The organism is Kitasatospora sp. NPDC049258 (genome assembly GCF_040678895.1).
GTDB lineage: Bacteria > Actinomycetota > Actinomycetes > Streptomycetales > Streptomycetaceae > Kitasatospora.
This window is the reverse complement of the sequence record NZ_JBFAQT010000056.1, coordinates 1-26,082: the sequence shown is the minus strand read 5'-3', so window position 1 is coordinate 26,082 and position 26,082 is coordinate 1. Positions and strand designations below refer to the sequence as shown.

General features: G+C 74.2%; 18 protein-coding genes, 1 tRNA gene and 2 pseudogenes. 9 read left to right on the top strand and 12 right to left on the bottom strand.

Features of this window, described 5'->3' with window-relative positions; genetic code table 11:
• The first annotated feature begins 104 nt into the window (after positions 1 to 104).
• On the top strand, positions 105 to 551 hold the full coding sequence (locus tag AB0K43_RS29360; RefSeq protein WP_363645053.1) for a DUF6234 family protein: 447 nt from the start codon (positions 105 to 107) through the stop codon (positions 549 to 551).
• Between the two features lie 87 nt (positions 552 to 638).
• Here the strand turns inward: AB0K43_RS29360 and AB0K43_RS29355 are convergent, their stop codons facing one another.
• From AB0K43_RS29355 to AB0K43_RS29335, 5 genes and pseudogenes are all read right to left on the bottom strand, one after another.
• Complete coding sequence (locus AB0K43_RS29355) at positions 639 to 1,292, bottom strand: hypothetical protein (protein WP_363645051.1); 654 nt, start codon at positions 1,290 to 1,292, stop codon at positions 639 to 641.
• Between the two features lie 396 nt (positions 1,293 to 1,688).
• Entirely contained in the window at positions 1,689 to 2,135 is a 447-nt protein-coding gene (locus tag AB0K43_RS29350; protein ID WP_363645049.1) for a DUF4442 domain-containing protein, read from the bottom strand.
• 102 nt (positions 2,136 to 2,237) lie between these two features.
• Positions 2,238 to 2,313: transfer RNA gene (locus AB0K43_RS29345), tRNA-His, on the bottom strand.
• Positions 2,314 to 2,413: 100 nt separating this feature from the next.
• The gene (orn, locus tag AB0K43_RS29340; protein WP_363645047.1) at positions 2,414 to 3,016 is read right to left on the bottom strand and encodes an oligoribonuclease; all 603 of its coding nucleotides are present in this window, start codon (positions 3,014 to 3,016) and stop codon (positions 2,414 to 2,416) included.
• A 731-nt stretch (positions 3,017 to 3,747) separates the two neighbouring features.
• Positions 3,748 to 4,869 (bottom strand): annotated as a pseudogene (locus tag AB0K43_RS29335) (helix-turn-helix domain-containing protein); the annotation flags it as partial.
• A gap of 863 nt (positions 4,870 to 5,732) precedes the next feature.
• Between AB0K43_RS29335 and AB0K43_RS29330 the strand changes: the two are divergent.
• Positions 5,733 to 6,551 (top strand): GNAT family N-acetyltransferase, encoded by an 819-nt coding sequence (locus tag AB0K43_RS29330; RefSeq protein ID WP_363645045.1) that lies wholly within the window; start codon positions 5,733 to 5,735, stop codon positions 6,549 to 6,551.
• Here the strand turns inward: AB0K43_RS29330 and AB0K43_RS29325 are convergent.
• The gene (locus tag AB0K43_RS29325; protein ID WP_363645043.1) at positions 6,541 to 7,350 is read right to left on the bottom strand and encodes an HAD family hydrolase; all 810 of its coding nucleotides are present in this window, start codon (positions 7,348 to 7,350) and stop codon (positions 6,541 to 6,543) included. The two genes, AB0K43_RS29330 and AB0K43_RS29325, sit on opposite strands and share 11 nt — an antisense overlap.
• Positions 7,351 to 8,233: 883 nt before the next feature.
• On the opposite strand from AB0K43_RS29325, the pseudogene AB0K43_RS29320 reads away from it, so the two are divergent.
• Positions 8,234 to 8,680, top strand: a pseudogene (locus tag AB0K43_RS29320) (universal stress protein); the annotation flags it as partial.
• 103 nt (positions 8,681 to 8,783) lie between these two features.
• Here AB0K43_RS29320 and AB0K43_RS29315 read toward each other — a convergent pair.
• The 4 genes from AB0K43_RS29315 to AB0K43_RS29300 form a co-directional block, all read right to left on the bottom strand.
• A complete protein-coding gene (locus tag AB0K43_RS29315) occupies positions 8,784 to 9,974 on the bottom strand; it encodes an acyl-CoA dehydrogenase family protein (protein WP_363645041.1) in 1,191 nt (396 codons plus the stop codon).
• Between the two features lie 223 nt (positions 9,975 to 10,197).
• Positions 10,198 to 11,139 carry a hydroxymethylglutaryl-CoA lyase gene (locus tag AB0K43_RS29310; RefSeq protein ID WP_363645073.1) on the bottom strand — a complete coding sequence of 314 codons (942 nt, stop codon included), beginning with the start codon at positions 11,137 to 11,139 and terminating at the stop codon, positions 10,198 to 10,200.
• A gap of 71 nt (positions 11,140 to 11,210) precedes the next feature.
• Positions 11,211 to 13,445 carry a biotin carboxylase N-terminal domain-containing protein gene (locus AB0K43_RS29305; RefSeq protein ID WP_363645039.1) on the bottom strand — a complete coding sequence of 745 codons (2,235 nt, stop codon included), beginning with the start codon at positions 13,443 to 13,445 and terminating at the stop codon, positions 11,211 to 11,213.
• Between the two features lie 94 nt (positions 13,446 to 13,539).
• Positions 13,540 to 15,288: a carboxyl transferase domain-containing protein gene (locus tag AB0K43_RS29300; RefSeq protein WP_363645037.1), complete on the bottom strand. Its 1,749-nt coding sequence runs from the start codon at positions 15,286 to 15,288 to the stop codon at positions 13,540 to 13,542.
• Between the two features lie 129 nt (positions 15,289 to 15,417).
• Here AB0K43_RS29300 and AB0K43_RS29295 point away from each other — a divergent pair, with 129 nt between their 5' ends.
• Positions 15,418 to 16,059, top strand: coding sequence for a TetR/AcrR family transcriptional regulator (locus AB0K43_RS29295; RefSeq protein WP_363645035.1), 642 nt, complete (start codon positions 15,418 to 15,420; stop codon positions 16,057 to 16,059).
• A 201-nt stretch (positions 16,060 to 16,260) separates the two neighbouring features.
• Positions 16,261 to 20,181: an ABC transporter ATP-binding protein gene (locus AB0K43_RS29290; protein WP_363645033.1), complete on the top strand. Its 3,921-nt coding sequence runs from the start codon at positions 16,261 to 16,263 to the stop codon at positions 20,179 to 20,181.
• 55 nt (positions 20,182 to 20,236) lie between these two features.
• On the opposite strand, the gene AB0K43_RS29285 is transcribed toward AB0K43_RS29290, so the two are convergent.
• The gene (locus tag AB0K43_RS29285) at positions 20,237 to 21,115 is read right to left on the bottom strand and encodes an ATP-grasp domain-containing protein (protein ID WP_363645031.1); all 879 of its coding nucleotides are present in this window, start codon (positions 21,113 to 21,115) and stop codon (positions 20,237 to 20,239) included.
• 119 nt (positions 21,116 to 21,234) lie between these two features.
• Here AB0K43_RS29285 and AB0K43_RS29280 point away from each other — a divergent pair, with 119 nt between their 5' ends.
• The gene (locus AB0K43_RS29280) at positions 21,235 to 21,777 is read left to right on the top strand and encodes an NUDIX domain-containing protein (protein WP_363645029.1); all 543 of its coding nucleotides are present in this window, start codon (positions 21,235 to 21,237) and stop codon (positions 21,775 to 21,777) included.
• A gap of 42 nt (positions 21,778 to 21,819) precedes the next feature.
• Here AB0K43_RS29280 and AB0K43_RS29275 read toward each other — a convergent pair whose 3' ends face one another.
• A complete protein-coding gene (locus AB0K43_RS29275; RefSeq protein WP_363645027.1) occupies positions 21,820 to 22,632 on the bottom strand; it encodes a hypothetical protein in 813 nt (270 codons plus the stop codon).
• A gap of 311 nt (positions 22,633 to 22,943) precedes the next feature.
• Here AB0K43_RS29275 and trpS point away from each other — a divergent pair, with 311 nt between their 5' ends.
• The 3 genes from trpS to AB0K43_RS29260 are packed head-to-tail and all read left to right on the top strand — an operon-like array spanning position 22,944 to position 25,747.
• Positions 22,944 to 23,957, top strand: a complete 1,014-nt coding sequence (gene trpS, locus AB0K43_RS29270) for a tryptophan--tRNA ligase (protein ID WP_363645025.1) — start codon at positions 22,944 to 22,946, stop codon at positions 23,955 to 23,957.
• Positions 23,958 to 24,009: 52 nt separating this feature from the next.
• Entirely contained in the window at positions 24,010 to 24,987 is a 978-nt protein-coding gene (locus AB0K43_RS29265; protein ID WP_363645023.1) for an LD-carboxypeptidase, read from the top strand.
• Positions 24,988 to 25,000: 13 nt separating this feature from the next.
• Positions 25,001 to 25,747, top strand: a complete 747-nt coding sequence (locus tag AB0K43_RS29260; RefSeq protein ID WP_363645021.1) for a nucleoside/nucleotide kinase family protein — start codon at positions 25,001 to 25,003, stop codon at positions 25,745 to 25,747.
• The last annotated feature ends 335 nt before the right edge of the window (positions 25,748 to 26,082 follow it).

Genomic DNA, 26,082 nt, shown 5'->3' with positions numbered 1-26,082 from the left:
ACCGGTGCCGGTGGGCCCGGCCGGCGGCTGGGCGGGTGACGGGGCGGGCCGGTTGAGTACCCGTACTCAGGTGGGCGGCCCGCCCGGCCTGTGACGCTGGCGCCATGACGAAGACATCGCCGGCGCGCCGGCCGTCGGACCGCCGCCGTTCCCTGGCGGCCGACCTGCTGGGTGGCGTCGCGCTCCTGGCGTTGGAGGTCGTGGTCCTGCTGTACGTGGGCTTCGCCATGGGCATGGAGCAGTGGGCCGCGCAAGGGCAGCCGCAGCAGTTCGACCACACCGGGGAGGCGCTGACCGTCGGCGCCGTGGCGATCGCCGCCGCGGTCCTCGCCGTCGTGCGCCGGCGGCCCGCGCCGGTCACCGCCGTCACCCAGGCACTGCTCGCCCTGGTGGCCGGCTTCCTCGCGCTCGCCCTCGCCTTCCCCGACAACCCACCGGGCCGGCCCGACCGGCGGCCGTCCCCGAGCCCGACCGGCGTGGAGACCAGGTACGGCTACGGCCAGTGCCGCAGCGGTGGCACCAGCGACGAGTGCAGGTACAGCGGCGGCTAGGCCGGCCGGCCGCCGCGGATCGTCGGACCCGCCGAGCACCCGGGCGGTCCCGCCGGTCGCGCGGTACCCGGCGTCGGGCGGCCCGGCTCAGTGGCCGCGGGGCAGGCCCCGGTGCTTGAGGGCGGCGGCCCCGGCCAGCAGCAGGCCGGCGGTGATCGGGACCAGCACGGCGGTGCCGCCGTCCGTCCCGTCCGGGTGCAGGGGGGTGGCCGCGGCGAGCGCCAGCTCGTCGGCGGTGGGCGGCCGGTCCTGGTCGTCCGGTGCCGCCGCGGGGCCGGGGAGGGCGGCCGGCGTCGCGGCGGTCGCCGTCCTGCCGGGCCCGGTGTCCGTGAGCAGCCGGGTGCCGCCGTCGACCGCCGGCCCGCTGGCGACGGGTGCCGCGGCGGCGGGCAGCGCCGCCTCGACGGCCTGGCCCGACCGGGAGGCGCGGGCGGGGAGCTCCCGCCGCGGCTGCGGCGGGACCGACGGGAGCAGCACGGTGGCGATCGCGAAGGCGTCCGGCACGGTGGTGGCCTGGCCGGGGAGGGGGAGGCCACCGGCTCTGATCCGGTCCTGCAGCACCTGTTCGACGGGCGCGGCCGGGTGTTCCAGCACGGGAGCCACGGTCTGGGTCAGCTGATCCAGCAGGGCGGGGGCCGGGGCGTCGGCGTGCTGCGACCGGCGGGAGCCGGCCTCGCCGCCGCCGGCGGCCTGCGCCGAGGCGCAGAACCCCAGCCCCAGTCCCCAGACTTGGGCGAGCACGGCACCTCCCGCCGCCAGCGTCCGGGCCCTGGGCAGCCGGCCGGCGCCACCTCGGCCGGCGGCGCGGCGGCCGCCGTCGGCCTCGGGCGGCGGGGGGTTCGCGTGATTGGCTCGCACGTGAGGGGAGAACGACGGGGCAACGGGGAAGGTCACGCCGGTGGTGACTGTCCGTCATCACTCCGTGCGGCCGGCTGCCGCCGTACGGGGGCGAGGAGGGGCGATTTCCAGCCGAAATGGCGCCCCGGCGGCCGGGCGGCGTACTCGGGCCGCCGGTGCACCCGCCGGTGCTCCGCCGAGCCGGTCGGTTCGACAGCCGGTCCGCCGGGGCCTGCGGCCGGCCGCCCCGGCGGGTGCGGGGGCGGCCGGGGCCCGCGGGGCGTCAGGCGCCCCGGTCGCTCAGGAGTTGGGGCGCAGGGTCCAGGTGATGGTCATCACACCGGTGACGGCGCCGTCGGCGCGGGTGATCTCCACCGTGACCGGGAAGACCGGGCGCTCGCCCTTGTCCAGCTCGGCGACCACGTCGGCGATCGGCCGGCCGAGCGTGGCGGTGGCGGTGACCACGCCCATCGCGAGCTTCTTGTACTCGATCCCGGCGTTGACGGCCAGCGGCACCGCCCTGGACAGCTGGTCGCCGAAGGCCGCGAGCACCACGCAGCCGCTGGCGGACTCGGCCAGGGTGAACATCGCGCCGGCGTGCGGTCCGCCGACGTGGTTGTGGAACTCGGCCTGGTCCGGCAGCTGGAGCACGGCCCGCTCGGGGGTCGTCTCCAGGTACTCGATCTTGAGGGTGTGCGCCATCGGGACGGTGGAGTCGAGCAGCTGCCCGATCGAAGGTGTGGTCATGCCGGCAATGTTACTAGTGGGTAGCTTGATCGGGGAGGGGTGCCCGGCGAGGAAAACGCCAGAGGGCCCGATCTCCTGAAGAGATCGGGCCCTCTGGCTCGATGGGGTGAGTGACGGGACTCGAACCCGCGGCCACCTGGACCACAACCAGGTGCTCTACCAACTGAGCTACACCCACCATCTGTCCGGGGCGTTCCCGCTCCGACAGGAAGAACTCTACAGGATCCGGGAGAGTGCTCGCGCCAGGGTTTCGCCGATCGCCCGGACCGGAGGGCTGGTCAGGGGGTCGGCAGCTGGTGCTTGCTCGCGATGGCCCGCGCGGTGTCACCGTCCGGCCCGGGCTGGGCGACGAACACCGCCTCGCGGTAGTAGCGGAGTTCGGCGATGCTCTCGCGGATGTCCGCCAGCGCCCGGTGGCTGCCGCCCTTCTGCGGGCTGTTGTAGTAGGCGCGCGGGTACCAGCGGCGGGCCAGCTCCTTGATCGAGGACACGTCCACGATCCGGTAGTGCAGGTAGCCCTCCAAGGTGGGCATGTCCCGCGCCAGGAAGCCCCGGTCGGTGGCGACCGAGTTCCCGCACAGCGGCGTCTTGCCGGCCTCGGGCACGAACTCGCGGATGTACCCGAGCACCAGCTCCTCGGCCTCGGCCAGGGTGACCCCGTGCTCCAGCTCGGTGAGCAGTCCGGAGGAGGTGTGCATGGTGCGCACGATCTCCGGCATGGTCTCCAACGCCTCGGCCGGGGGGCGGATGATGACGTCCACGCCCTCGCCGAGGATGTTCAGCTCCGAGTCGGTCACCAGGGCGGCGACCTCGACCAGGGCGTCCCGGTCGAGGTCGAGGCCGGTCATTTCACAGTCGATCCATACCAAGCGGTCGTTCACGCCACTCACCCTACGGCGCGATCGCGCGAGGCGGACAGCGGTCGGGCCGTGCGGGGGTGCTGAGCCTCGCCGCCGTGGGCCGACTCGCCGTCCGGGTGCGGCGGCGCGTCCGGGCCCGGGCCGGCGGTGGCCGACTCGTCCGGATGGGGGCTGGTCAGCCGGGCGGCGCCGTCCGGTCGGTGGCCCAGGCCCTGACCGCGGGCACTGGGCTGATCGTGCCCGTGCTCGTCGGCGACCGCGTGCTCCACCACCGTCCGGTCCTCGCCGCGCGAGCCGTCCCGCACGCCGTCCCGCAGACCGGCGCGCGGTCCGGTCCGGCCGTCGGCCGGACCGTCCGCACCGGCGCCCGCCCGGCCGCCCGGCCGTTCCGGCACCCGGGGCGCACGGGGTGCCACCGGGCCGGGCTGCGGCGGGACGAGCGGACGGATCCGGGTGCGCCCGCCGGGCGGTGGGCCGCCGGCCTGGGCCGCCGCCGCTCCCGGGGCCCCCGACTGGTAGCCGCCCGACTGCCCGCCGGGATGAGCGCCCTGGTGACCGGACGGCTGGACCGCCGGGTAGGCCGAGGCGTACGCCGCCGCCGAGGCGCCCGCGTACGGCTGGACCGACGCCGGACCGCCGGCACCCGCGCCGGGACCCGGACCACCCGTCAGACCGGCCGGACCGGGCGCGCTCAGGCTCGGCACCGGACGCTCACCCGGCAGCGCCTGCGGCGGCACGCCGCCGGCCGGAGCGGGCCGGCGCGCCCGGTAGGTGGTCCGGTACGCGGCCGGGGACACCCCCAACTGGCGGCGGAAATGGCCGCGCAGAGCCACCGGCGAGCGGAAGCCGCACCGGCGCGCGACATCGTCCACCGACAGGTCGGAGGTCTCCAGCAGTCGCTGGGCCTGCAGGACGCGCTGGGTGATCAGCCACTGCAACGGCGCGCTGCCGGTGAGCGTGCGGAACCTCCGGTCGAAGGTGCGCCGGCTCATGTACGCGCGAGCCGCCAGCACCTCGACGTCGAACTGCTGGTTGAGGTTCTCCAGCGCCCAGGTGACCACCTCGGCCAGCGGGTCGTTGCCGATCTCTTCCGGTAAAGACTGATCGATGTACTGGGCCTGTCCGCCCCCGCTGCGCCGGTTGGGCACCACCAGCCGGCGGGCCAGCGCGTTCGCGGCCTCCGCGCCGTGGTCGCTGCGGACCACGTGCAGGCAGAGGTCGATGCCGGCGGCGGTGCCCGCCGAGGTGAGCACGTCGCCGTCGTCCACGAAGAGTTCGCGCGGGTCGACGTGGACCCGCGGGTAGCGCTTGGCCAGCGTCGGCGCGTACATCCAGTGGGTGGTGGCCGGGCGGCCGTCGAGCAGCCCGGCGGCGGCCAGCACGAACGCGCCGGTGCACAGGCCGATGATCCGGGCACCCTCGTGATGGGCCTTGCGCAGCGCGGTGATCGCCTCGGCGGGCGGCGGCTGGGAGATCGAGCGCCAGGCGGGGACCACGATGGTGCCCGCCCGGGAGAGCGCCTCCAGCCCGTACGGCGCGGTCAGGGTCAGCCCGCCGGTGGTGGTCAGCGGGCCGTCCTCGCCCGCGCAGACCAGCAGGCGGTAGCGCGGCACGCCGGCGTCCTGGCGGTCGACGCCGAAGACCGAGAGCGGGATGGAGCTTTCGAAGATCGGCGCACCGCTGAAGATCAGAACGGCGACCGTCTCCCGGCGGCGCCGGCCGGAGAGCTTGCGCGGCGCTGGGGACGCCAGGGTGGCCAGGCCCGGGGAGCCGTTCACGCCACCGGGGCCGCCGCCCGGGCCGCCGAGGGTTGACGGGGCGCCAGATGCCGCGGTGGGGCTGCCGGCGGACGGGCCGGCGGACGGGCCGGCCATGGCCGACGCGGTGGCGAGCGGGCCGTCGGTGGCGAACTGCGCGGCCTGGCCGTATCCGGCGGAAGCGCCGTACCCGCCGGACGCGCCTGCCGCGGAGGCGAACTGGCTGTACGTCGACGGAGCCCGGCCCGGGCCGGGGCCGGTGCCGAAGCCGGTGGCGCCGCCCCCGGTGGTGGCGGGATCGACGGCCCGGTGGCCGAACTGACTGCCGGTCGGGTGGCCGGGATTCCCCAGGGCGGGCCGGTCCGTGCGGGGGGCGACGGCTCTGGAGGCGCGGCCCGGGAGACTGGTCGACGGCCGGCCGCTGTCAGGACCCGTGTCGCTCCTGCTCACCCTGCTCAAGGCGCTCCAGCCCCCTCGGTGGTGTGGTGTGGTGGTGCCGCGCTGTTCGCCAAGATCGAATCTACTTGGTGGACCGTTGCCGTTGTGACAAGTTCACCATCCGACGCTATGTCGACATGGCAATTTGGCGCGATGCATTCGATCACGAAGCGTGGCACCCGTCGACCCCCCTGTGAAGGGGGCGGGTGCAATGCTGGCTGGTTGTCGCACGACCGATCACCCGCCGTCGCCGACCGCCACCCCTCCGTCATCGCCTTGGACTGCGGCTTTGTCCAAGCGGAAGGGGGTGGTCGCAGATTGACCGAAAACAGGCGGTGGGAAACGGGGGCGTGCGGGCCCTTCGTGCGCGCCTCCAGGGGTCCGTCGTGCGGAACGGTAACGCTGTGGCGACCGCGCCGAGCGTGCGCGGAGTGGGCGCTGGGCGGGCGCCGGGTCTGCGGGGCGCCCGGTGGTGCGGGTGCCGGGCGGCACGGCGCCGGGTGGCCGGTGGCCGGCCATCAGAGGCCCAGTAGGGTCGGGGCATGGAGATGCGCGGCCGGCTCGAACTGGCCAACGACAACGCGGCCGCGTTCCACCTGGCGCAGGCCTCGGCGCGGGGGTGGGAGCACGTCCGCGGCCCCGGGTTCGCGGCCGTCCGCTGCCACCCGGAACCGGTCGAGGCGCACCGCGTGGTGGTGACCCGCCCCTACCCGGATCCGGCCGCGCTGGAGGCCCGGCTGGTCGCCCTCTTCAAGGAGTGGCGGACCGAGCACCTCTGCCTGGAGGACCCGTACGGCGGCCTCGACCTCTCCCGGTTCGGCTGCGCGGCGGGGCTCGGCCAGGCCGTGATGGTCCGTGAGCCCGGCGCGGCCGGCCGCGCCGCCGCGGTGCCCGGGCGCCCGACCGCGGCCGGGCTGACGGTCCACCAAGTGGCCGACGCCGACGGGTTGGCGGAGGTGGAGCGGACCGTGGTCGACGGCTTCCCGGTGCTCGCCCGGCTGCCCTGGCAGCGCGGCGGGCTGCTCCCCGAGGTGCTGCTCGACCTACCGGGCCACCGGGCCTGGCTCGCCCGGTGGCACGGCGCGCCGGCGAGCGCCTGCGTGACGTACGACGACGGTGCGACGGTCGGCGCCTACTGGGTGGCCACCTTGCCACAACACCGCTCCAAGGGCGCGGCACGGGCCGTCCTCGAGCACGCCCTCGCCGCCCACCCGGACCGGGTCGCGACCCTGACGGCCACTCTGCTCGGTGAACCGCTGTACCGGCGGATGGGCTTCCGGGAACACGGGGTGAGCCGGTGGTGGCGCTTCCCGGCCGCGCCCCCGGTCCTCGCCGCGGCCGAAGACCCGCCTAGGCCGTGACGGCGGGGTCGAAGCGGTCGGCCTGGGGTCGGAGTCCGGGCCCGGGCAGCCTGCTGATGGCGGTGGCGGTGGCGGTGGCGGTGGTGCCGGTGACGGCCGTCCGGCCCTTGGCCGTTCGGGAGCCGGCGGTGGGGGCGTTGCGTGCGCTCAGGACCAGCCCGACCGCTTCCGGCAGCCCGCGTGCGCTCACGGTCGGACGGTAGCCCTGCTCGCTCCACGGCCGGCCGTGGTGCAGCCAGACACTGCGCAGCCCGGTGGCCTCGGCACCGGCGATGTCGGCGGGCGCGTGGTCGCCGACCATCCAGGTGTGGGCCGTCCAGTCCGGCACGGGCGGGACCCCGCAGCGCTTGGCGGCGATCTCGAAGATCAGCGGGTCGGGTTTGACGCAGCCGGCCTCCTCGGAGATCACCCAGCCGTCGACCAGCGCACCGAGGCCGGTCCGGCGGATCTTCTCCAGCTGGGGACGGGTGCCCCCGTTGCTCACGATGCCCAGGGTCCACCCTGCGGCGCGGGCCGCCCGGAGCGCCTGGAGGTGTGAATCCGGACAGGCGATATGGGAGTTGATACCGCGCCGGTAGTGGGCGAGCAGGAGGTCGAGCGAGTGGTCGAGGCCGTAGCGGCGTTTGGCTGCACCCAACACCGTGCTCCGGGGCACGTAGCCGCTCCCGTCGATGGTGGAGAACCAGTGGATGTCGGTGGTCGGCAGGCGGTGTTCGGCCAGGAAGTCCTGTGCCCAGGCCCGGTAGGCGGCGTCTCTCGGGAGCAGAGTGTTGTCGAGGTCGAACAGGAGCAGCGACATGCGCAGCATGCTGCCAGCGGCGATCCCTATGCATCTGGCAATTGCCAAACGGAGGCCCGAAATGCCAGGGATTGGCCGGATCCGGCTGATGGCGCGGCGCCGACGGCGGTTGGCCGGGAGGGGGCAGGGGAAGGGTGGAACGACCGGTCCGACCGGGCGCAACGGGATGACGGTCGGGTCACGTTGTGTGGACGTCCTGTTGCGCACGGGGGGCCGTTCGGTCAAGCTCCAGGGAACCTTGTCTCCGGTCGGGCTCGGAACCACCTGCGGGCCCGGCGGACCGAGGGGCGCGAAACGCTCGGCGCGCACCCGCCATCGGCGGGATGATCGCCGTATTTCGGGGCTCTGCTGCTGGGCGGGGGCCCCGGCCCGTCGTACTCTGAAAGGAACAGGTCACATTCAGTGGTGCTCGCTGCGGACCGGCTCGATGCCGCGGATCGGACCTGTTGCCGGGGCAGAATCGGCCCCTCCTGTCGGCCCGCCTCAGTTTGAAGAGCTTTGAGCCATGGTTGGTTTTGAGCCTCCCGGATCCGCCCAGGCGGACGCCGCCGCACGCCGGGTCGAGGACTCCGTGCCCCGTCCCCGGGATGCCCGCCGGGGCGTTTCGGCATGGGCCGGGGCGATCCTGCGGCTCGGCCGGCAGCGACGCCGCCCGAAGGCGGCCCAGGTGGCTGGAGCAGCGGGAGAAGCAGGCATGGCAGGGGCGGACGCCGCAGGGGTCGAGGCAGCAAGGGGCGAGGCGGCCAGGATCGAGGCGGCGCACCGTGACGGCGCCGCCGAGGGGCCGCAGACCGGGGGCCCCGGGGCCGGGCCGGCGCGACGGACCAGCGCGGGGGCCGGCGGCCGCGCGGTCAGCGGCGCGAAGGGCGAGCGGGACCCTCAGGAGCAGGCCGCCCGGGAGTGCGATCCGGCGTTCCAGCACGGTGTGGTGGTCGGATTCGACGGATCGCTGTCGAGCGAGCGGGCGCTGGCCTACGCCGTCGGCATGGCCAGGCGCTCGCAGTGCGGTCTGGTGATCGTCCATGTGGCCAACCGGCTGCCGGCCACGGTCTGGGCGGGGTGCGAGCCGCCGGTCTTCGTCGATCTGCCCGACCACCGCACCGAGATCCTCGGCCTGGAGCTCGCCTGCGCCGACTTCCTGGCCGGGGTGCCGTGGATCCTGGTCGAGCGCGGTGGGGACATCTGCCACGAGATCGAGGAGGTCGGCCGGGAGTACGCGGCCGACGCGATCGTCGTCGGCAGCACCCACGGCCTGCTGGGCAAGCTCTTCGGATCGGTGTCCGGCCGCCTGGCGCGCAGGGCCAACCGACCGGTCATCGTGATTCCCTGACGCCCCGTCGCCGACCGGATCCGGGCCCGGTCGGCGACGAAGCGGTGCAGTGGTGCAGCGGTGAAGCGTGATCAGTGAGGTGGCGATCCGGTGACCGGTAGCCTCAGTACTGCATGCCCAACTCGCGCGCGATGAGCATGCGCTGCACCTCGGAGGTGCCCTCGCCGATCTCCAGGATCTTGGAGTCGCGCCAGAACCTGGCGACCGGGAACTCGTTCATGAAGCCGTAGCCGCCGTGGATCTGGGTGGCCTCCCGGGCGTTGTCGACGGCGGCCTCGGACGCGTACAGCTTGGCGATCGCAGCCTCCTTCTTGAACGGCTCGTCGTGCAGCAGCCGGGAGGCGGCGTCCCGCCAGGCCAGGCGGGCGGTGTGGGCGCGCATCTCCATGTCGGCGAGCTTGAACTGGATGACCTGGTTGGCGCCGATCGGGCGGCCGAAGGCTCGGCGCTCACCGGCGTACTTGAGTGACTGGTCGACACATCCCTGCGCCAGGCCGGTGGACAGGGCTGCGATGGCGATGCGGCCCTCGTCGAGGATCCGCAGGAACTGGGCGTAGCCGCGGCCGCGCGGGCCGACCAGGTTCTCGGCGGGGACGCGGCAGTCGGTGAAGGAGAGTTCGCGGGTGTCGGAGGCGTTCCACCCGACCTTGGAGTACTTCTTGGACACCTGGAACCCCGGAGTCCCAGTGGGCACGATGATGGACGAGATCTCGCGGGTTGGCGAGGCCTCCGCGGCACCTTCACTCGAACGAGCGATCGGTTCGGTCAGGGCGGTCACCGTCACCAGGCCGGTGATCTCGGTGCCCGAGTTGGTGATGAAGCACTTGGTGCCGTTGATCACCCACTCGTCGGTGGCCTCGTCGAAGCGGGCCGTGGTCCGGGTGGCGCCGGCGTCCGTGCCGCCCTCGGGCTCGGTGAGCCCGAAGGCGCCGAGCATCTCGCCCGAGGTCAGCTTGGGCAGCCAGGTGCGCTTCTGCTCCTCGGTGCCGAAGCGGTAGATCGGCATCGCACCGAGCGAGACCGCCGCCTCCAGCGTGATGGCCACCGAGGAGTCCACCCGGGCCAGTTCCTCCAGCACGAGGCAGAGCGCGAAGTAGTCGCCGCCCATGCCGCCGTACTCCTCCGGGAACGGCAGGCCGAACAGGCCCATCCGACCCATCTCCCGGATGATCTCGTACGGGAACTCCCCGTGCTCGTAGAACTCGCCGATCTTCGGGGCGACCAGGTCCTGGGCGAACTCGGCGACCGTGCGGCGCAGTTGCTCGTACTCGTGGTCCAGCCTGTGGTCGAGCATGGGGATCCTCCTGGGATCGGGCCGATTCGGCCGAGGTGAGGGAGTTTCGGAAGGCGGTCGGCGGGCCCGGAGCGGTCCGGTCCGGCCCGGGTGGGCCCGGCGATCTCGGGCGGGGCCGACGGGGTCGACCGTCGGCCTTCGCGGGTGTCCGGCTGCGGGATCCAGCCGGGCGGGGTCGATCGAGCGGCGAGGGGGGTCGAGGGGGGTGCTGGGCCGGGCGGGCTCAGCCGGCCGCCCCGAGCAGCGCCCGGACCGTCCGGGACGGACTGGGCCGGCCGAGCTGCCGGGCCATCCACCCACTGGTGGCGGCCAGCGCGGCCAGGTCGACGCCGGTCTCGATGCCCAGGCCGTGCAGCATCCAGACCAGGTCCTCGGTGGCCAGGTTGCCGGTCGCGCTCTTGGCGTACGGGCAGCCGCCGAGGCCGCCGGCCGAGGCGTCGACCACCGTCACCCCGCCGCGCAGCGCGGCGAGCGTGTTGGCCAGGGCCTGCCCGTAGGTGTCGTGGAAGTGGACCGCGAGCCGGTCCACCGGGACGCCGGCCCGGGCGAAGCCGGCCAGCAGCGCCGTCACCTGGCCCGGGGTGGCGACGCCGATGGTGTCGCCGAGGCTGAGCTCGGCGCAGCCCAGCTCCAGCAGCCGCAGGCCGTGCCGGATCACCTGCTCGGTGCCCACCGGCCCTTCCCACGGGTCGCCGAAGCACATCGAGAGGTAGCCGCGCACGGGCACGCCGGCCGCGCCGGCCCGCTCGATCACCGGACGGAACATCTCCATCGCCTCGTCCGCCGAGCGGTTGAGGTTGCGCCGGGCGAAGGTCTCGGTGGCGCTGGCGAACACCGCGATGTCGGTGGCGTGGTGGGCGAGGGCCCGGTCCAGGCCGCGCTCGTTGGGGACCAGCACCGGCAGCCGCAGGCCCGGGTGGCGGGCCGGCAGGCCGGCCAGTTCGGGCATCAGCTGCTCCGCGTCGGCGAGCTGCGGCACCCACTTGGGGTGCACGAAGCTGGTGGCCTCGACGGTGCGCAGCCCGGCGGCCGCGAGCCGGGCGACGAACTCGGCCTTCACCTCGACCGGCACCAGCGCGCTCTCGTTCTGCAGCCCGTCGCGCGCGCCGACCTCGTGGATCCGCACCCGGGCCGGCAGGGTCGGGTCCACCACCGGGTCGGGCAGCCCGAGTTCGAGGACGCCCGGCTCGCGGTCGGCGGGGCGCTGCGGTTCGGCGGGGCGCTGCGGTTCGGCGGTCACGACGCCACCTCCGACGAAGTCCCGGCCGCGGCGGCGGCCTCGGTCCCGCTCCCGGTCGCGTCCTCGAACGCGGTCACCACCGCCAGCAGTTCGTCCATCGCCACGGTGCCGCCGGCGGCCGCCCGCAGCTCGCTGACCGTGCCGTCGTACGGAGCCGCGATCACGTGCTCCATCTTCATCGCCTCCAGGACGAGCAGGGCCTGCCCGCGCTTGACCTGTTCGCCGACGGCGGCCTTGACCACCGTGACCGTGCCGGGCATGGGCGCGGTGAGCGCGCCGTGCTGGGTGGCGCCGGCCGCGGTGCGGTCGGCCACCGGGTCGTACGGGTGCACGGCCCAGGCGTCGCCGTCCAGGCCCAGCCAGGTGACCCGCTGGAACGGCGCGTCGTCGGTGGTGTGGGTGAACGTGGTCCGCAGGCCGTCGACGGTGATCTGCAGGCGGTGCCCGGCGAGCTCCGCCCGGGCGCGCCGGATCGGGCCGTCGTCGAGTCGGATCTGCAGGTCAGGGGTCTGGTCCGACGGATTGTCAGTGCCCTCTGCCAGGATCTCGGCAGTGCTGGGGCGGACTCGGACGGTGACCGGGTCGCGGCCCGGCAGCCGCAGGTGGTGGGCCGTCCAGGCGGCCTCGCCGCCCAACCGCCAACCGGACGGGAGGGAGAACGGGTCGGCCCAGCCGCCGGGGGCGGCGGTTGGGCTCAGCGACAGCTGCCGGGCCAGTGCGGCGGCGACGTACAGCAACTCGACGGTGGACACCCCGTCGCCCGTCGCGGCAGCCGGGTCGGCGTGCTCGGTCGGGGCGGCCAGCAGCACAGGGGTCTGCTGGACGCTCCGCTCGACCAGGCCGGTGTCGAGGCGGCCGGCGACCACCTCGGGGTGGGCCAGCAGGCGCCGGAGGAAGCCGGTGTTGGTGGTCACCCCGAGGATGTCGGTCTCCGCCAGGGCGGCGCGCAGCCGGCGGAGCGCGGTCGGGCGGTCGGGCCCGTACGCGATGACCTTCGCCAGCATGGGGTCGTAGAGGCTGCCGATCTCGGTGCCGGTGGCGACTCCGCTGTCCACCCGGATGCCCTCGCCGCCCGGCTCCGCGAGGTGCAGGATCCGGCCACCGGTGGGCAGGAAGTCGCGGTCGGCGTCCTCGGCGCAGATCCGGGCCTCGACGGCGTGGCCCAGGAAGGAGATGTCGTCCTGCTCGAACGGCAGCGGCTCGCCGGCGGCGATCCGCAGCTGCCACTCCACCAGGTCGAGCCGCCGGGGGTGCGCGGTGTCCGCTCCCACGGCGATGGCCAGCTCGGTGACGGGGTGTTCGACCTGGAGCCGGGTGTTCATCTCCATGAAGAAGAAGTCCAGCACCCCCGTGGGGGTCGGTCGGTCCGGATCGAGCCCCGGCACGATGAACTCCACCGTGCCGGCGCCGGTGTAGCCGCAGGCCTCGGCGGCCCGGACGGCGGCCTCGCCCATGGCCGCGCGGGTCTCCGGGTTCAGCAGGACGGAGGGAGCCTCTTCGATCAGCTTCTGGTGGCGGCGCTGCAGGCTGCACTCGCGCTCACCGAGGTGCACGGTCCGGCCGTGGGTGTCGGCCAGGACCTGGACCTCGATGTGCCGGGGGCGGTCGACCCAGCGCTCCAGCAGCAGGGTGTCGTCGCCGAAGGCGGTCCGGGCCACCCGGCGGGCGGCCGCCAGCTCGGCCGGGAGGTCGGCCGGGTCGCGGACCAGCCGCATGCCCTTGCCGCCGCCGCCGGCGGACGGCTTGAGCAGGACGGGGTAGCCGATCTCGGCCGCGGCCCTGGTGAGGTCCGCGTCCGAGGGCGAGCCGCCCTGGCTGCCGGGCACCACGGGCACGCCGGCGACCCGCACGGCATCCTTGGCGTTGATCTTGTCGCCCATCAGCTCGACCGCGCCGGGCGGCGGGCCGATGAAGGCCAGCCCCGCCTCGGCGCAGGCGCGTGCGAAGCCCGGGTTCTCGGCCAGGAAGCCGTACCCGGGGTGGACGGCCTGTGCCCCGGTACGGCGGGCGGCGGCCAGGATCTGGTCGGTGCGCAGGTAGGTCTCGGCGGCCGAGCTGTCGCTGCGGTCGGCCGGGCCGAGGCGGACGGCCAGGTCGGCGGCGCGCACGTGCGGGGCGTCGGCGTCCGCGTCGCTGTGGACCGCGACCGACCGGACGCCGAGCCGCCGCAGCGTGCGGATCACCCGCAGGGCGATCTCACCCCGGTTGGCGACGAGGACGGTGTCGAACATGGGAGGTGTTCCTCCTGGTCGAGGAGTGCCGCCGGGGGTGTGGCGGCAAGGTCAGGACGGCCACGGTCGGCCGCCGCTCACATCCGGAGGACGCTCACATCCGGAAGACGCCGTACGGCCGGGGTTCGGCCAGCGGCGCGTTGGCGCAGGCGGTGAGCGCGAGGCCCAGCGCAGTACGGGTGTCCAGCGGGTCGATCACGCCGTCGTCCCAGAGCCGGGCGGTGGCGTAGTAGGCGTTGCCCTGCCGCTCGTACTGCTCCCGGACCGGGCGCTTGAACTCGTCCTCCGCCTCGGCGGGCCACTCCCCGCCCTGCGCCTCCAACTGGTCCCGCCGCACGGTGGCGAGCACCGAGGCCGCCTGCTCCCCGCCCATGACCGAGATCTTGGCGCCCGGCCACATCCACAGGAAGCGCGGCGAGTAGGCCCGCCCGCACATCGAGTAGTTGCCGGCGCCGTACGAGCCGCCGATCACCACCGTCAGCTTGGGCACCCGGGTGCAGGCCACCGCGGTGACCATCTTCGCGCCGTGCTTGGCGATGCCGCCGGCCTCGTACTGGCGCCCGACCATGAAGCCGGTGATGTTCTGCAAGAAGAGCAGCGGGATGCCGCGCTGGTCGCACAGCTCGATGAAGTGCGCGCCCTTGAGCGCGGATTCGGCGAACAGCACGCCGTTGTTGGCGACGATGCCCACCGGGTGACCGTGGATCTTGGCGAAGCCGGTCACCAGCGTGGTGCCGTACTCGGCCTTGAACTCGGCGAAGCGGCTGCCGTCCACCAGCCGGGCGATCACCTCGCGGACGTCGTACGGCGTGCGCGGGTCCACCGGCACCGCGCCGTACAGCCCCGCCGGGTCGACGGCCGGCGGCTCCACCGGGGCGAGCGGCCAGGGCTGCGCGGCGCGCGGGCCGAGCCCGGCCACGATGGTGCGGACGATGGACAGCGCGTGCGCGTCGTCCTCGGCCAGGTGGTCGGTGACCCCCGAGGTCTTGGAGTGGAGCTCGCCGCCGCCCAGCTCCTCGGCCGTCACCACCTCCCCGGTCGCCGCCTTCACCAGCGGCGGACCGCCGAGGAAGATGGTGCCCTGGTTGCGGACGATCACTGCCTGGTCGCTCATCGCGGGGACGTACGCGCCGCCCGCCGTGCAGGAGCCGAGCACCGCGGCGATCTGCGGGATGCCGGCCGCGGAGAGCCGGGCCTGGTTGTAGAAGATCCGCCCGAAGTGGTCCCGGTCCGGGAAGACCTCGTCCTGCATCGGCAGGAAGGCGCCGCCGGAGTCGACCAGGTAGATGCAGGGCAGCCGGTTCTCCAGGGCCACCTCCTGCGCGCGCAGGTGCTTCTTGACCGTCATCGGGTAGTAGGTGCCGCCCTTGACGGTGGCGTCGTTGGCCACCACCACCACCTCGCGGCCGGCCACCCGGCCGATCCCGGCGATCACACCGGCGGCCGGCGCCGCGCCGTCGTACAGCCCGTCGGCCGCCAGCGGGCAGAGCTCCAGGAAGGGGGAACCCGGGTCGAGCAGGGTGTCCACCCGGTCGCGCGGCAGCAGTTTGCCGCGTGAGGTGTGCCGGGCGCGGGCCTTCTCCCCTCCGCCGAGGGCGGCCGCGGCGAGCTTCGCCCGCAGCTCGGCGACCAGGGCCCGGTGCGCCCCGACGTTCGCCCGGTAGGCCGCCGATCCGGCGTCCACCGCGCTCTTCAGCCGGGGTGCGGGCGCGGCCGCGGCGTCGGTGCCCCGGATCGCGCCGCCCGTCCGGTCGGCGGCGCCGTCGCCGATACCGCCGCCGAACCCGCCCGAAGCAGGCCCGGCCGGCAGTCCGGCGGTCGATCCAAAGGTTGAGAGGACCATCCCAAGAGCTCCCTTGCCCTCGGAGCCGAAGAGGTGGGCGGACGGAGGTGCCCGCGCCCCCAGGTTAATGACCGTTAACTCCTGCCGCCAGGTTAACGGGCGATAACCCGGCTGTCTACGATGGGCGGCATGTCGAACGCCCCCGTTGTCCCCGCGCTCACCCGTCGCGATCAGATCCGGAAGGAAGCCGCCCGGCTGTTCGCGGCCCGGGGCTTCCTCGGCGTCGGGGTGGACGAGATCGGCAAGGCCGTGGGCATCAGCGGTCCCGGTCTCTACCGGCACTTCGCGGGCAAGGACGCCATGCTCGCCGATCTGCTGGTCGGGATCAGCGAGCGGCTGCTGGACGAGGGGCGCCGCCGGGCGGGGGAGGCCGGCGGGCCGGCCGACGCGCTGGACGCCCTGATCCGCGGGCACGTCGACTTCGCACTCGACGACCCCGACCTGATCACCCTGCACGACCGGGAGCTGCTGCACCTCAAGGAGGACGACCGGCGCCGGGTCCGCCGGCTCCAGCGCAAGTACGTCGAGCTCTGGGTGGAGGTGGTCCGGGAGGCCGTCCCGGGCCTGGCCGCCCCCGAGGCGGAGCCGCGGGCCCGGGCCGCCGTGCACGCGGTCTTCGGCCTGCTGAACTCCACCCCGCACAGCGCCGGCACCAGCCAGGCCCAGTCCGACCGGTCCGACCGGTCCGACCGATCCGGTCTGCCGAGGGACGGTATGGCGACCCTGCTGCGCAGCCTGGCCCAGGGGGCGTTCTCCTCGGCCGCCGGCTGAGTCCGGCCCGGCGCCGCGACCTCGGGCGTAGGACCAAGGGTGGATCGGCCGGGGGCCGCCGCCCGGTGCGGTGGGGCGGTCCGGCGGGGCATGGTGGGAGGGCGGGAAGGAACGGCGGCCATTGGTCGTTGAGCCTGCCGTCCGTCCATCCCGTTCGCGCTCGATGGACGCCCCACCGGCGAATGGTTAGCATCCCTAAATATGCCCGAGAATCAAGGTTCCACTGCGGAGATATCCCCCCGCAACGGCAGGAGCAGCGACGACACCGGCAGCAGCGGCCACCAGCACGCCGCCGTCGGAGGGCCGGACCCGGCCTCGAAGCCGAGCCCGAACGGCACCGGCACCGGCGGGCCCGGCGCAGGCAGGCCCGACGCCCGCAAGGCCGAGGCGGGCTGGCTGCGCCGGCTGACCGGCTACTGCTGGCACTACCGCCGCAATGTGCTGCTCGCCTTCGGCGCCTCCCTGCTCGGCATGGCGGTCACCGCGGTCGTCCCGCTGGTCACCAAGCTGATCATCGACGACGTGATCACCGCGCACTCCCGCCCGCTCGCCCCCTGGGCGATCGTCCTGGTGGTGGCGGCCCTGCTGGTCTTCGTCTCCACCCAGGTGCGCCGCTACTACGGCGGTCAGCTCGCGCTCGACGTCCAGCACGACATGCGGGCCGACCTGTTCCGTTCCCTCACCCGGTTGGACGGTGCCCGGCAGGACAAGCTCGACACCGGCCAGGTGGTCGGCCGGGCCACCTCCGACCTCCAGCTGGTCAACGGCCTGCTGTCGATGCTGCCGATGATGACCGGCTACCTGCTGATGTTCGGCATGTCGCTCGGCGTGATGCTCTGGCTCTCGCCGCCGCTCACCCTGATCGCGCTGGTGATGGGCCCCGTGCTCTGGTGGCTGAGCACCCTGAGCCGCAAGCGGCTCTTCCCGGCGACCTGGGCCGCCCAGCAGGAGGCCGCCGCGGTCGCCGGCGTGGTGGACGCGGCGATCGGCGGCGTCCGGGTGGTCAAGGGCTTCGGCCAGGAGGCCCAGGAGCGGACCAAGCTGGAGCGGGTCTCGCGCGGCCTGTACGGCGCCCGGCTCCGCTCGATCCGCCTGAACAGCCGCTACACCCCGGCCATGCAGGCCGTCCCCGCGCTCGCCCAGGTCGCGGTGCTCGCGCTGGGCGGCTGGCTGGCCGTCGAGGGCAACGTGTCGCTCGGCACCTTCGTGGCCTTCTCCACCTACGTGGCCCAGCTGACCGGCCCGGTCCGGATGCTGGCCATGGTGATCACCGTCGGGCAGCAGGCCAGGGCCGGGGTGGAGCGCGTCCTGCAACTGGTCGACCAGCAGCCGCGGATCCAGGAGCGCCCGGACGCCCGGGTGCTCGACCCCGCACTCGCCGCACCGGGCACCCCCGCCCTGGAACTGGACGGGGTCGACTTCCACTACCTCGACCACGACCACGAGCACGACCCGGCCGATGAGCCGGTGCAGCCCGAGCCCGTGCTGCACCGGCTCGACCTGAGGATCGCCCCCGGCGAGACGGTCGCCCTGGTGGGTGCCTCCGGCTCCGGCAAGTCGACCGTGGCGCAGCTGGTCCCCAGGTTCTACGACCCCACCGCGGGCGTGATCCGGCTCTACGGCCACGACCTGCGCGAGCTGACCCTCGACTCGGTCCGCGGCACGGTCGGCATCGTGCCCGAGGACAGCTTCCTGTTCTCCGACAGCGTCCGGACCAACATCTCCTACGGCCACCCGGAAGCGACCGAGGAGCAGATCACGGCCGCCGCCCGCGCGGCCCAGGCCGACTCCTTCATCCGCGAGCTCCCCGACGGGTACGACACCAGGGTCGGCGAGCAGGGGCTCACCCTCTCCGGCGGCCAGCGCCAGCGGATCGCGCTCGCCCGGGCGATCCTCAGCGACCCCCGGATCCTGCTGCTGGACGACGCCACCTCGGCGGTCGACCCGCGGGTGGAGGCGGAGATCCACGAGGCGCTGCGCAGCGTGATGGCCGGCCGCACCACCCTGCTGATCGCCCACCGGCGCTCCACCCTCCAGCTGGCCGACCGGATCGCCGTGCTGGAGCGCGGCCACCTGGTCGACCTCGGCACCCACGAGGAGCTCGAGGGGCGATGTCCGCTGTACCGGGCCCTGATCACCGATCCGGACGCCCTCGCGCAGCCGGAGCCCCAGCCGGACGCCGAGCCGGACGCCGCACCGGACACGGATCCCTCCTCCCGGCTCGACGCCGTCGCCCCCGCCGCCGTGCGCCCGCCCTCCGGCCCCGACCCGCGGCAGGCCGGCGCCACCCCCGACCTGCTGGCCAAGGTCGCGGCCCTGCCCCCGGCCGCCGACACCCCGGACATCCCGATCGCGGTCGCCGAGGCCGGTGACCCGGACTTCAGCCTCCGCCGCCTGCTGGCCCCGTTCCGCCGCCCGCTGACCCTGGCACTGCTGCTGGTGGCCCTGGACACCGCGGCCGGCCTGGCCCTTCCGGTCCTGATCCGGCACGGCATCGACGACGGCGTGACCAAGGCCGCGATGTCCGGGGTCGCGGCCGCCGCCCTCGCCGCGCTGGTGATCGTGCTGCTCGACTGGCTGGTCCAGTCCGCCGAGACCAGGATCAGCGGCCGCACCGGCGAGCGGGTGCTCTACACCCTGCGGTTGAAGATCTTCGCCCACCTCAACCGGCTCGGCCTGGACTACTACGAGCGCGAGCTGACCGGCCGGATCATGACCCGGATGACCACCGACGTCGACTCGATCTCCACCTTCCTGCAGACCGGCGTGGTCACCGCGGTGGTCAGCCTGCTCACCTTCTTCGGCATCTTCGCCGCACTGCTGATCATCGACGCGGGCCTGGCCCTGGTGGTGTTCGCGGTGCTGCCCCTGCTGGTCGTCGCCACCCTGGTGTTCCGCAAGAAGTCCGCGGCCCAGTACCAGATCTCCCGCGATCTGATCAGCACGGTCAACGCGGACCTCCAGGAGAACGTCGCCGGCATGCGGATCGTCCAGGCCTTCCGGCGCCAGGACATCAACACCGACCGCTTCGTCGCCAACGGGCTGGCCTACCGGGACGCCCGGGCCCGGGCCCAGTTCTACATCTCGCTGTACTTCCCGTTCGTCCAGTTCCTCTCCAGCATCGCCGCCGCCCTGGTCCTGATCGTCGGGGCCTCCCGGGTGGAGTCGGGCACCCTCACCATCGGCGCGCTGGTCGCCTACCTGCTCTACATCGACCTGTTCTTCGCCCCGGTCAACCAGCTCTCCCAGGTGTTCGACGGCTACCAGCAGGCCGCCGTCGGCCTCGGCCGGATCCGCGACCTGCTGCGGACGCCGACCAGCACCCCGCAGGCCGCGCAGCCCGTCCCGGTCGGCGACCTGTGCGGGGAGATCCGCTTCGAGGGCGTCAGCTTCGCCTACACCGGCGGCGCGGACAGCCCCGAGGTGCTCTCCGGGATCGACCTGCGGATCCCCGCCGGGCAGACCGTCGCCCTGGTCGGCGAGACCGGCGCCGGCAAGTCCACCCTGGTCAAGCTGGTGGCCCGGTTCTACGACGCGACCGCCGGCACCGTCCGGATCGACGGCACCGACGTGACCAGCTTTGACCTGGCGCAGTACCGCCACCGGCTGGGCGTGGTGCCCCAGGAGGCCTACCTCTTCGCGGGCACCGTGCGCGAGTCCATCGCCTACGGCCGCCCCGGAGCGAGCGCCACCGAGATCGAGGCGGCCGCCCGGGCGGTCGGCGCGCACGAGATGATCATGCGGCTGGCCGGCGGCTACGACTATCCGATCGCCGCCCGGGGCCGCAACCTCTCGGCCGGTCAGCGCCAGCTGATCGCGCTGGCCAGGGCCGAACTGGTCGACCCCGACCTGCTGCTGCTCGACGAGGCGACCGCCGCGCTCGACCTGGCCACCGAGGCCGCCGTCAACCGCGCCGCCGAACGCCTCAGCGGCGGCCGCACCACCCTGGTGATCGCCCACCGGCTCAGCACGGCGGAGCGGGCCGACCGGGTGGTGGTGCTGGACCGCGGCCGGGTGGTCGAGGACGGCACCCACGCCGAGCTGCTCGCCCGCGGCGGGACGTACACCCGCCTCTGGGAGGCCTTCGTCGCGGACGGCCACCCGGCCCCGGTCGCCGGCTGAACGGGGGGCCTGCCCGGCCGGGCGGGGCACTCGCACGGAGCGGCCCCGCCCACGCTCAGGAGGCGATCAACGAGGTGAGCAGCGCCCCGGGGCGCATCCCCTTGGGCAGATCGCTGACCTGCCCGTCGCCGACCTCGACCACCCGCCAGCCGCCGCCGTCCGCGCGCTGCGCCAGATCGGTGGTGATGAAGCGGCAGCCGAGCCGGCGCACCAGCGGCCGGATCTCGGTCAGGTCCGGGTCCGGCGCCAGCTCCGGGACGTCCGGATGCGGGCCGACCAGCACCGGTTCGCCGTCCATCCACCAGACCCTGGCCTCCTGCGGCCGGCCTGCCTCGTCGCGGACGAACTCCTCGTAACGCCGCAGCACCACCCCGCCCGCCAGGTACTCGCCCTGCAGCTCGACGAAGCGCGCGACCACCCGCTCCAGCCCGGCCAGGTCGGCGAGGTCCGGTACGAAGCAGGCCTCCGCCCATTCGTGCTTGCGCGATTTCACGTAGTCCTTCACCACCGCCGGGCCGCGCCCGCCCAGCAGTTCGGCCGCCGCCGCCAGCGTCGCACCGTCCGGCGCACCGCCGGGGATCCAGGTGCTCACCGGCGTGACCCCGTCGAACACCTCGTACCAGCCCGGCAGTTGGTGCGCGTCCGCATAGCCGGCCGGCGTGGTGAGCAGGGTGCAGCCCCGGTCGGCCAGCGCCTCGCCGAGCGCCGCGTACGCCGCGACCGGCATCATCCAGCCGCGGTACCAGAGCGGCCCCTGACCGGTCGGCACCCGGCGCACCGCCCGTTCGGCGTCGCCCGCCAGCAGCGCGTCATGGTCGACCAGCACGCTCTCGCCGCCCAACTCCCTTACCTGCCTGGCCTCCCAGACATAGTGCGGATCGGGCCGGCGGGGTGCGAGCGGGTCCGCCGGGAAGAGGATCGAAGGTGCCTGCATGCGGATCAGCGTACGGCGAACCGGCCCGCCGGCCGGGGCGGTTGGCGCGCCGGACGGATGTGTCCCGCCCGGCGCCCAAACCGCTCGACAGCCCCAGGGCGCTCTGCCAGGGTGATCCGATGCGAATCCTGCGGCGAGCGGCAAGGACACCGGCCCGGCGTACCCCCCGGCGGGCCGCCCGGACCGCCGTGCTCGACCCGGAGGGCTGGATCTTCCTGCTCAGGTCGGACAACGTCGAGGTCGGCGTGCACTGGAACATGCCCGGTGGCGGCCTGGAGGCCGACGAGTCGCCGATCGACGGCGCCCGCCGGGAACTCCGGGAGGAGACCGGCTGGACGGACCTCGAACCCGGCCCGCTGCTCTGCACCTGGGAACACGACTTCACCTGGCACGGCACGCCGGTGCGCCAGCACGAGCACATCTTCCTCGGCCGAGGGCCGCGCCGCTCCCCGACCGGCGACCTCAGCTCGGTGCACACGGCCGACCACATCCTCGGCTGGCACTGGTGGAGCCCGGCCGAGCTGGCCCGACCCGGTGCCGGCCCGTTCTGGCCGCCGACGCTGCCGGCCCTGCTGGACGCCGTCCGCGAGGACTGGCAGCTCGGCAAGGAACCCGCCGCACCGGTCCACCTCGGCCACGTACCGAACGGCCCGCGCCGCTGACCCGGTGATGCGGGCGCCACCGGCGAAACCGGCGGTCGGGCGTCAGCGCCGGCCGCGCCGGTCCTCCACCCGCCAGTCCCGCAGATCCAGCTCCCGGTCGTGCAGCGCGTCCGGGTTGATCAGTACGGACAGCCCGGCCGCCGCCAATTGCTCGAAGGCCAACCCGGTCGAGGACAGCAGCAGTTCGGTCGGCACCGAGACCACGATGGCCGGCCGCCAGGAGGGCAGCACCACCAGGCTGGTGCCCCGGCCGGCCCGCACCAGCTTGGCCGCCGCCCGCCGTGGTTGGCGCTGACCCAGCTGCGCGGCCGCCTCCAGATGGGTGGGGGAGGCCCCGATCAGGATCCCCAGCGGCGGACCGGCCGCGCTCACCGGCCCGGGGACCGCCTCCGCCACGGTGGCCTCCGGCTCCCGCACGTGCACCGCGTCCTGCGGCGAGCGCGGCTGGGGGTGGATCCGGCTGAGTCGGCGCGAGGGAGTCGGCCGTCTCGACCGCCGGAGCTGCCGACCGCCGGCCACCGGCTCGACCGCCGCATCCGGTACGGCCGGCGCCGCCGCCCGGACCGGCGACGGGCGCCCCAGCGTCAGATCGACCCCGGCGGCCTCCAGCAGCCGGCTCACCTCGGACAACGGCTGGTGGCAGGCGGCGGCCAGCTCGTCGAGCTCGGCACCCTGCTCGTACGCGGCGCGCAGCCGCAGGCCGAGCGCGCGCAGCAGCTTGGCGGCCGTCCGCTCCTCGATGTCGCTCACGACACCGGCCCCGGCCGACCGCTCGCGGCGGCCGGTCACCGGTGCGTCCCCTGACGGCCGGTCGGGCGGAGCGGGTTCGGACGTGGTCCGGTCGAGCGTGGTCATGGCGTGCGGGCCCTCCGTGTACTGGACACCGACGATCCTGCCCCACATGCGCACGACGGCCAAGGGCCGCTGGTCCGGTGACGTCCCGGCACCCGGAAATCCCGGCGCGCGAACCCGCCACCCCGGCTAGCATCGCAGCCATGAAGCCCCCGCACCTCGCCTGCTGCCCGAGCTGGTGGCCGTCCTAGGACGGCCACCCCGCACGCAGCACCACAGGGCCGTCCGTCCGGACGGCCCTCTCGTGTTTCCCACGGTCCGGGTCCGGACCCGGCGGACGGCAGCGCCCGCCCCCGAACCGTAGGAGAGCACCCGTGCCCACCCCCGCCCCCGACCGCCGCCGCCCCGCTCGCCGCCGCCGCGTCCTCACCGGCGACCGCCCCACCGGCCCGCTCCACCTCGGCCACTACTTCGGCACCCTGCAGAACCGGGTCCGGCTCCAGCAGACCGGCGTCGACCTGTTCCTGGTGATCGCCGACTACCAGGTGCTGACCGACCGCGACCTGGCCCACCGGCCCGCCGAACACGCCGAGAACCTGGTCCTGGACTACCTCGCCGCCGGCATCGACCCCGAGCTCGCCACGGTCTTCACCCACAGCGCGGTGCCCGCCCTCAACCAGTTGCTGCTGCCCTTCCTCAGCCTGGTCAGCGTCGCCGAACTCGGCCGGAACCCCACCGTCAAGGACGAGATCGCCCACTCCCGGCAGGCCGCGGTCAGCGGGCTGATGTTCACCTACCCCGTCCACCAGGCCGCCGACATCCTGTTCTGCAAGGCCGACCTGGTCCCGGTCGGCCAGGACCAGCTCCCGCACCTGGAGCTCACCCGCACCATCGCCCGGCGCTTCAACGACCGCTACCGCACCGACCTGCTGCCCGAACCGGAAGCCCTGCTCTCGGACACCCCGCTGCTCCTCGGCACCGACGGCGCCAAGATGAGCAAGAGCCGCGGCAACGCCGTCCCGCTCGGCGCCACCGAGGACGAGACCGCCCGCCTGCTCCGGGGCGCCACCACCGACGCCGACCGGCACATCACCTACGACCCGCAACGCCGCCCCGGCGTCTCCGGCCTGGTCCGGCTCGCCGCGCTCTGCCAGGACCGCGACCCGCACGCCGTGGCCGAGGAGATCGGATCCGGCGGCGCCGCCCGGCTCAAGGCCACCGTCACCGAGGCCGTCAACGAGCACCTGCGCCCGCTCCGCACGCGCCGGGCCGCACTCGCCACCGACCGCGGCCATCTGCGCGCCGTGCTCGACGCCGGCAACCGGCGGGCCAACGCCGTCGCCGACGCCACCCTGGCGGAGGTCCGGGCGGTGATGGGATCGGTCTGACCTCACAGCGGGGATAACGTGATCGGCCGAACCAGCCCGCCCGGAAGGCTCGATGATGCCTCGGATACCCGCCCCGCCCCGCAGCCCGGCCGCCCGGCCGTGCCACCTGGTCCCCGGTGACCAGGTGGCACTGGTCGCCCCCAGCGGACCGGTCGACCCGGCCCGGCTGGCACGGGGCGTCGAGATCCTCCGCTCCTGGGGCCTGCGGATCCGGTCCGCACCCCACCTCGACGGACGCCACCCCGTCCTCGACCACCTGGCCGGCACCGACGCCGACCGCGCCGCCGACTTCCAGCAGGCCTGGCTCGACCCCGCGGTCGCGGCCGTGCTCTGCGTCCGCGGCGGGTACGGCACCCAGCGGATGGTCGACCTGCTCGACTGGGACGCGCTGCGCGCCGCGCCCCCCAAAGTGCTGGTCGGCTTCAGCGACGCCACCGTTTTGCACGAGGCCGTCGCCCAGCGCCTGGCCATCCCCACCCTCTACGGCCCGATGCCCGCCAGCCTCACCTTCACCACGGACGGCCCGACCGCGGAGCACCTGCGCCGTACCCTCTTCCATCCCGGCGCCACCACGGTCCTCACCGGGCCGGCCGCCGCCACCCTGGTCCCCGGAAGGGCCCGCGGCGTCCTCGCGGGCGGCTGCGCCGCCGTGCTGGCGGCCGAGCGCGGCAGCAGCACCGGACGCCCCTCCTTCGCGGGCACCGTGCTGCTGCTGGAGGACGTCAACGAGCACCCCTACCAACTCGACCGGATCCTGACCCAGCTGATCCGCTCCGGGGCGCTGGACGGCGTGGCCGGCATCGCGCTCGGCTCGTGGGAGGGCTGCGGCCCGGCCGCGCGGGTCCGCGAGGTGATGCTCGACCGGCTCGCCCCGCTGGGCGTCCCGGTGCTCTGGGAACTCGGCTTCGGCCACGCCCCGTCCAGCCTGACCGTCCCGCTCGGGGTCACCGGCACCCTGGACGCGGACGCGGGCACCCTCACCCTCGACGAGCCGGTCCTGCCGAGCCCGCCGCACCGAGCCGGGCACTGAGTAGGGTGCGCGCATGTACGACGAAGGCAACGGCGCCAACGGCGCGATCACCCGGCCCGCCGACGCCGAGCGGCTGCCGGACGGCGATTTCGACGTGGCGGTGGCGAGGGCGCTGCACCTGCTCAACGGCCGGGAGGGCCGGAAGGGCCGGATCATCCTCGGGCTCGCCGGGCCGCCGGCCGCCGGCAAGTCGACCCTGGCCGGCCATCTGGTCGCCGAGGTGGTCCGGCGGGAGGGCCCGGACGCCGCGGCCTGTCTCCCGCTCGACGGTTTCCACCTCTCCAACGCCCAGCTCGACCGCCTCGGCCTGCGGGCCCGCAAGGGCGCGCCCGAGACCTTCGACTCCTGCGGCTACCTCGCGCTGCTGAGCCGGGTGACGACCGAACGCTTCCGGGACGTCTACGCCCCCGACTTCGACCGCGAACTGGACGAGCCGGTCGCCGCCCGCCATGTGATCCGGCCGCACACCCGCCTGGTGGTGACCGAAGGCAACTACCTCGCCGTGCCGGCCGCCCCGTGGCAGGAGGCCCGGCGGCTGATGCGGGAGCTGTGGTTCGTCGAGACCGACGACACCACCCGGGGCGAACGCCTGCTCCACCGCCACCAGGGCGGTGGCCAGCCACGGGAGGCCGCACTTCGACGGATCGCGGCCAACGACCACCCCAACGGTGAGTACGTGAAGGCGGGCCGGGCCGGCTGCGACTGGGTCCTCCGACCGGCGCATTTGCCTCCTGCCGCAGATGGGCGTAGCGTTCTCTAGTCGCTCGGCAGGGAGCACCGGACACGTATCTACGCGGACGGTCCCGGGGCGGCCAATCCTTGAAACACCACTTCTCATTCAGCTGGGCGTGCTCTGTCGCGTCCCGGTTCGAATTGTTGTGCGCGCTTTTATGGATTGCAGCTGGATTCGCTTTCGGAGCGAGGGTCGGCTAAGGTTTGAAACGTCGGACAGGCCGTCAGGCCGGACCGGCGAAAAGCAAGTCGGATCAGGAAGCCCCGGAAACGGGGCGGAAAACATCTGATAAGCTTGGAACACGAAAGAACGAAGCGCCCGGAGAGTTCACGAGAGTGGCTCGAAGGAAGTGTCCGTTCCTT

Bases quoted from the DNA above. Each gene is read 5' to 3' on its own strand.
- AB0K43_RS29360 (WP_363645053.1), top strand. From the start codon at position 105: ATGACGAAGACATCGCCGGCGCGCCGGCCGTCGGACCGCCGCCGTTCC.
- AB0K43_RS29350 (WP_363645049.1), bottom strand. From the start codon at position 2,135: ATGACCACACCTTCGATCGGGCAGCTGCTCGACTCCACCGTCCCGATG.
- AB0K43_RS29330 (WP_363645045.1), top strand. From the start codon at position 5,733: ATGGAGATGCGCGGCCGGCTCGAACTGGCCAACGACAACGCGGCCGCG.
- AB0K43_RS29325 (WP_363645043.1), bottom strand. From the start codon at position 7,350: ATGTCGCTGCTCCTGTTCGACCTCGACAACACTCTGCTCCCGAGAGAC.
- AB0K43_RS29315 (WP_363645041.1), bottom strand. From the start codon at position 9,974: ATGCTCGACCACAGGCTGGACCACGAGTACGAGCAACTGCGCCGCACG.
- AB0K43_RS29305 (WP_363645039.1), bottom strand. From the start codon at position 13,445: ATGTTCGACACCGTCCTCGTCGCCAACCGGGGTGAGATCGCCCTGCGG.
- AB0K43_RS29300 (WP_363645037.1), bottom strand. From the start codon at position 15,288: ATGGTCCTCTCAACCTTTGGATCGACCGCCGGACTGCCGGCCGGGCCT.
- AB0K43_RS29295 (WP_363645035.1), top strand. From the start codon at position 15,418: ATGTCGAACGCCCCCGTTGTCCCCGCGCTCACCCGTCGCGATCAGATC.
- AB0K43_RS29290 (WP_363645033.1), top strand. From the start codon at position 16,261: ATGCCCGAGAATCAAGGTTCCACTGCGGAGATATCCCCCCGCAACGGC.
- AB0K43_RS29285 (WP_363645031.1), bottom strand. From the start codon at position 21,115: ATGCAGGCACCTTCGATCCTCTTCCCGGCGGACCCGCTCGCACCCCGC.
- AB0K43_RS29280 (WP_363645029.1), top strand. From the start codon at position 21,235: ATGCGAATCCTGCGGCGAGCGGCAAGGACACCGGCCCGGCGTACCCCC.
- AB0K43_RS29275 (WP_363645027.1), bottom strand. From the start codon at position 22,632: ATGACCACGCTCGACCGGACCACGTCCGAACCCGCTCCGCCCGACCGG.
- AB0K43_RS29265 (WP_363645023.1), top strand. From the start codon at position 24,010: ATGATGCCTCGGATACCCGCCCCGCCCCGCAGCCCGGCCGCCCGGCCG.
- AB0K43_RS29260 (WP_363645021.1), top strand. From the start codon at position 25,001: ATGTACGACGAAGGCAACGGCGCCAACGGCGCGATCACCCGGCCCGCC.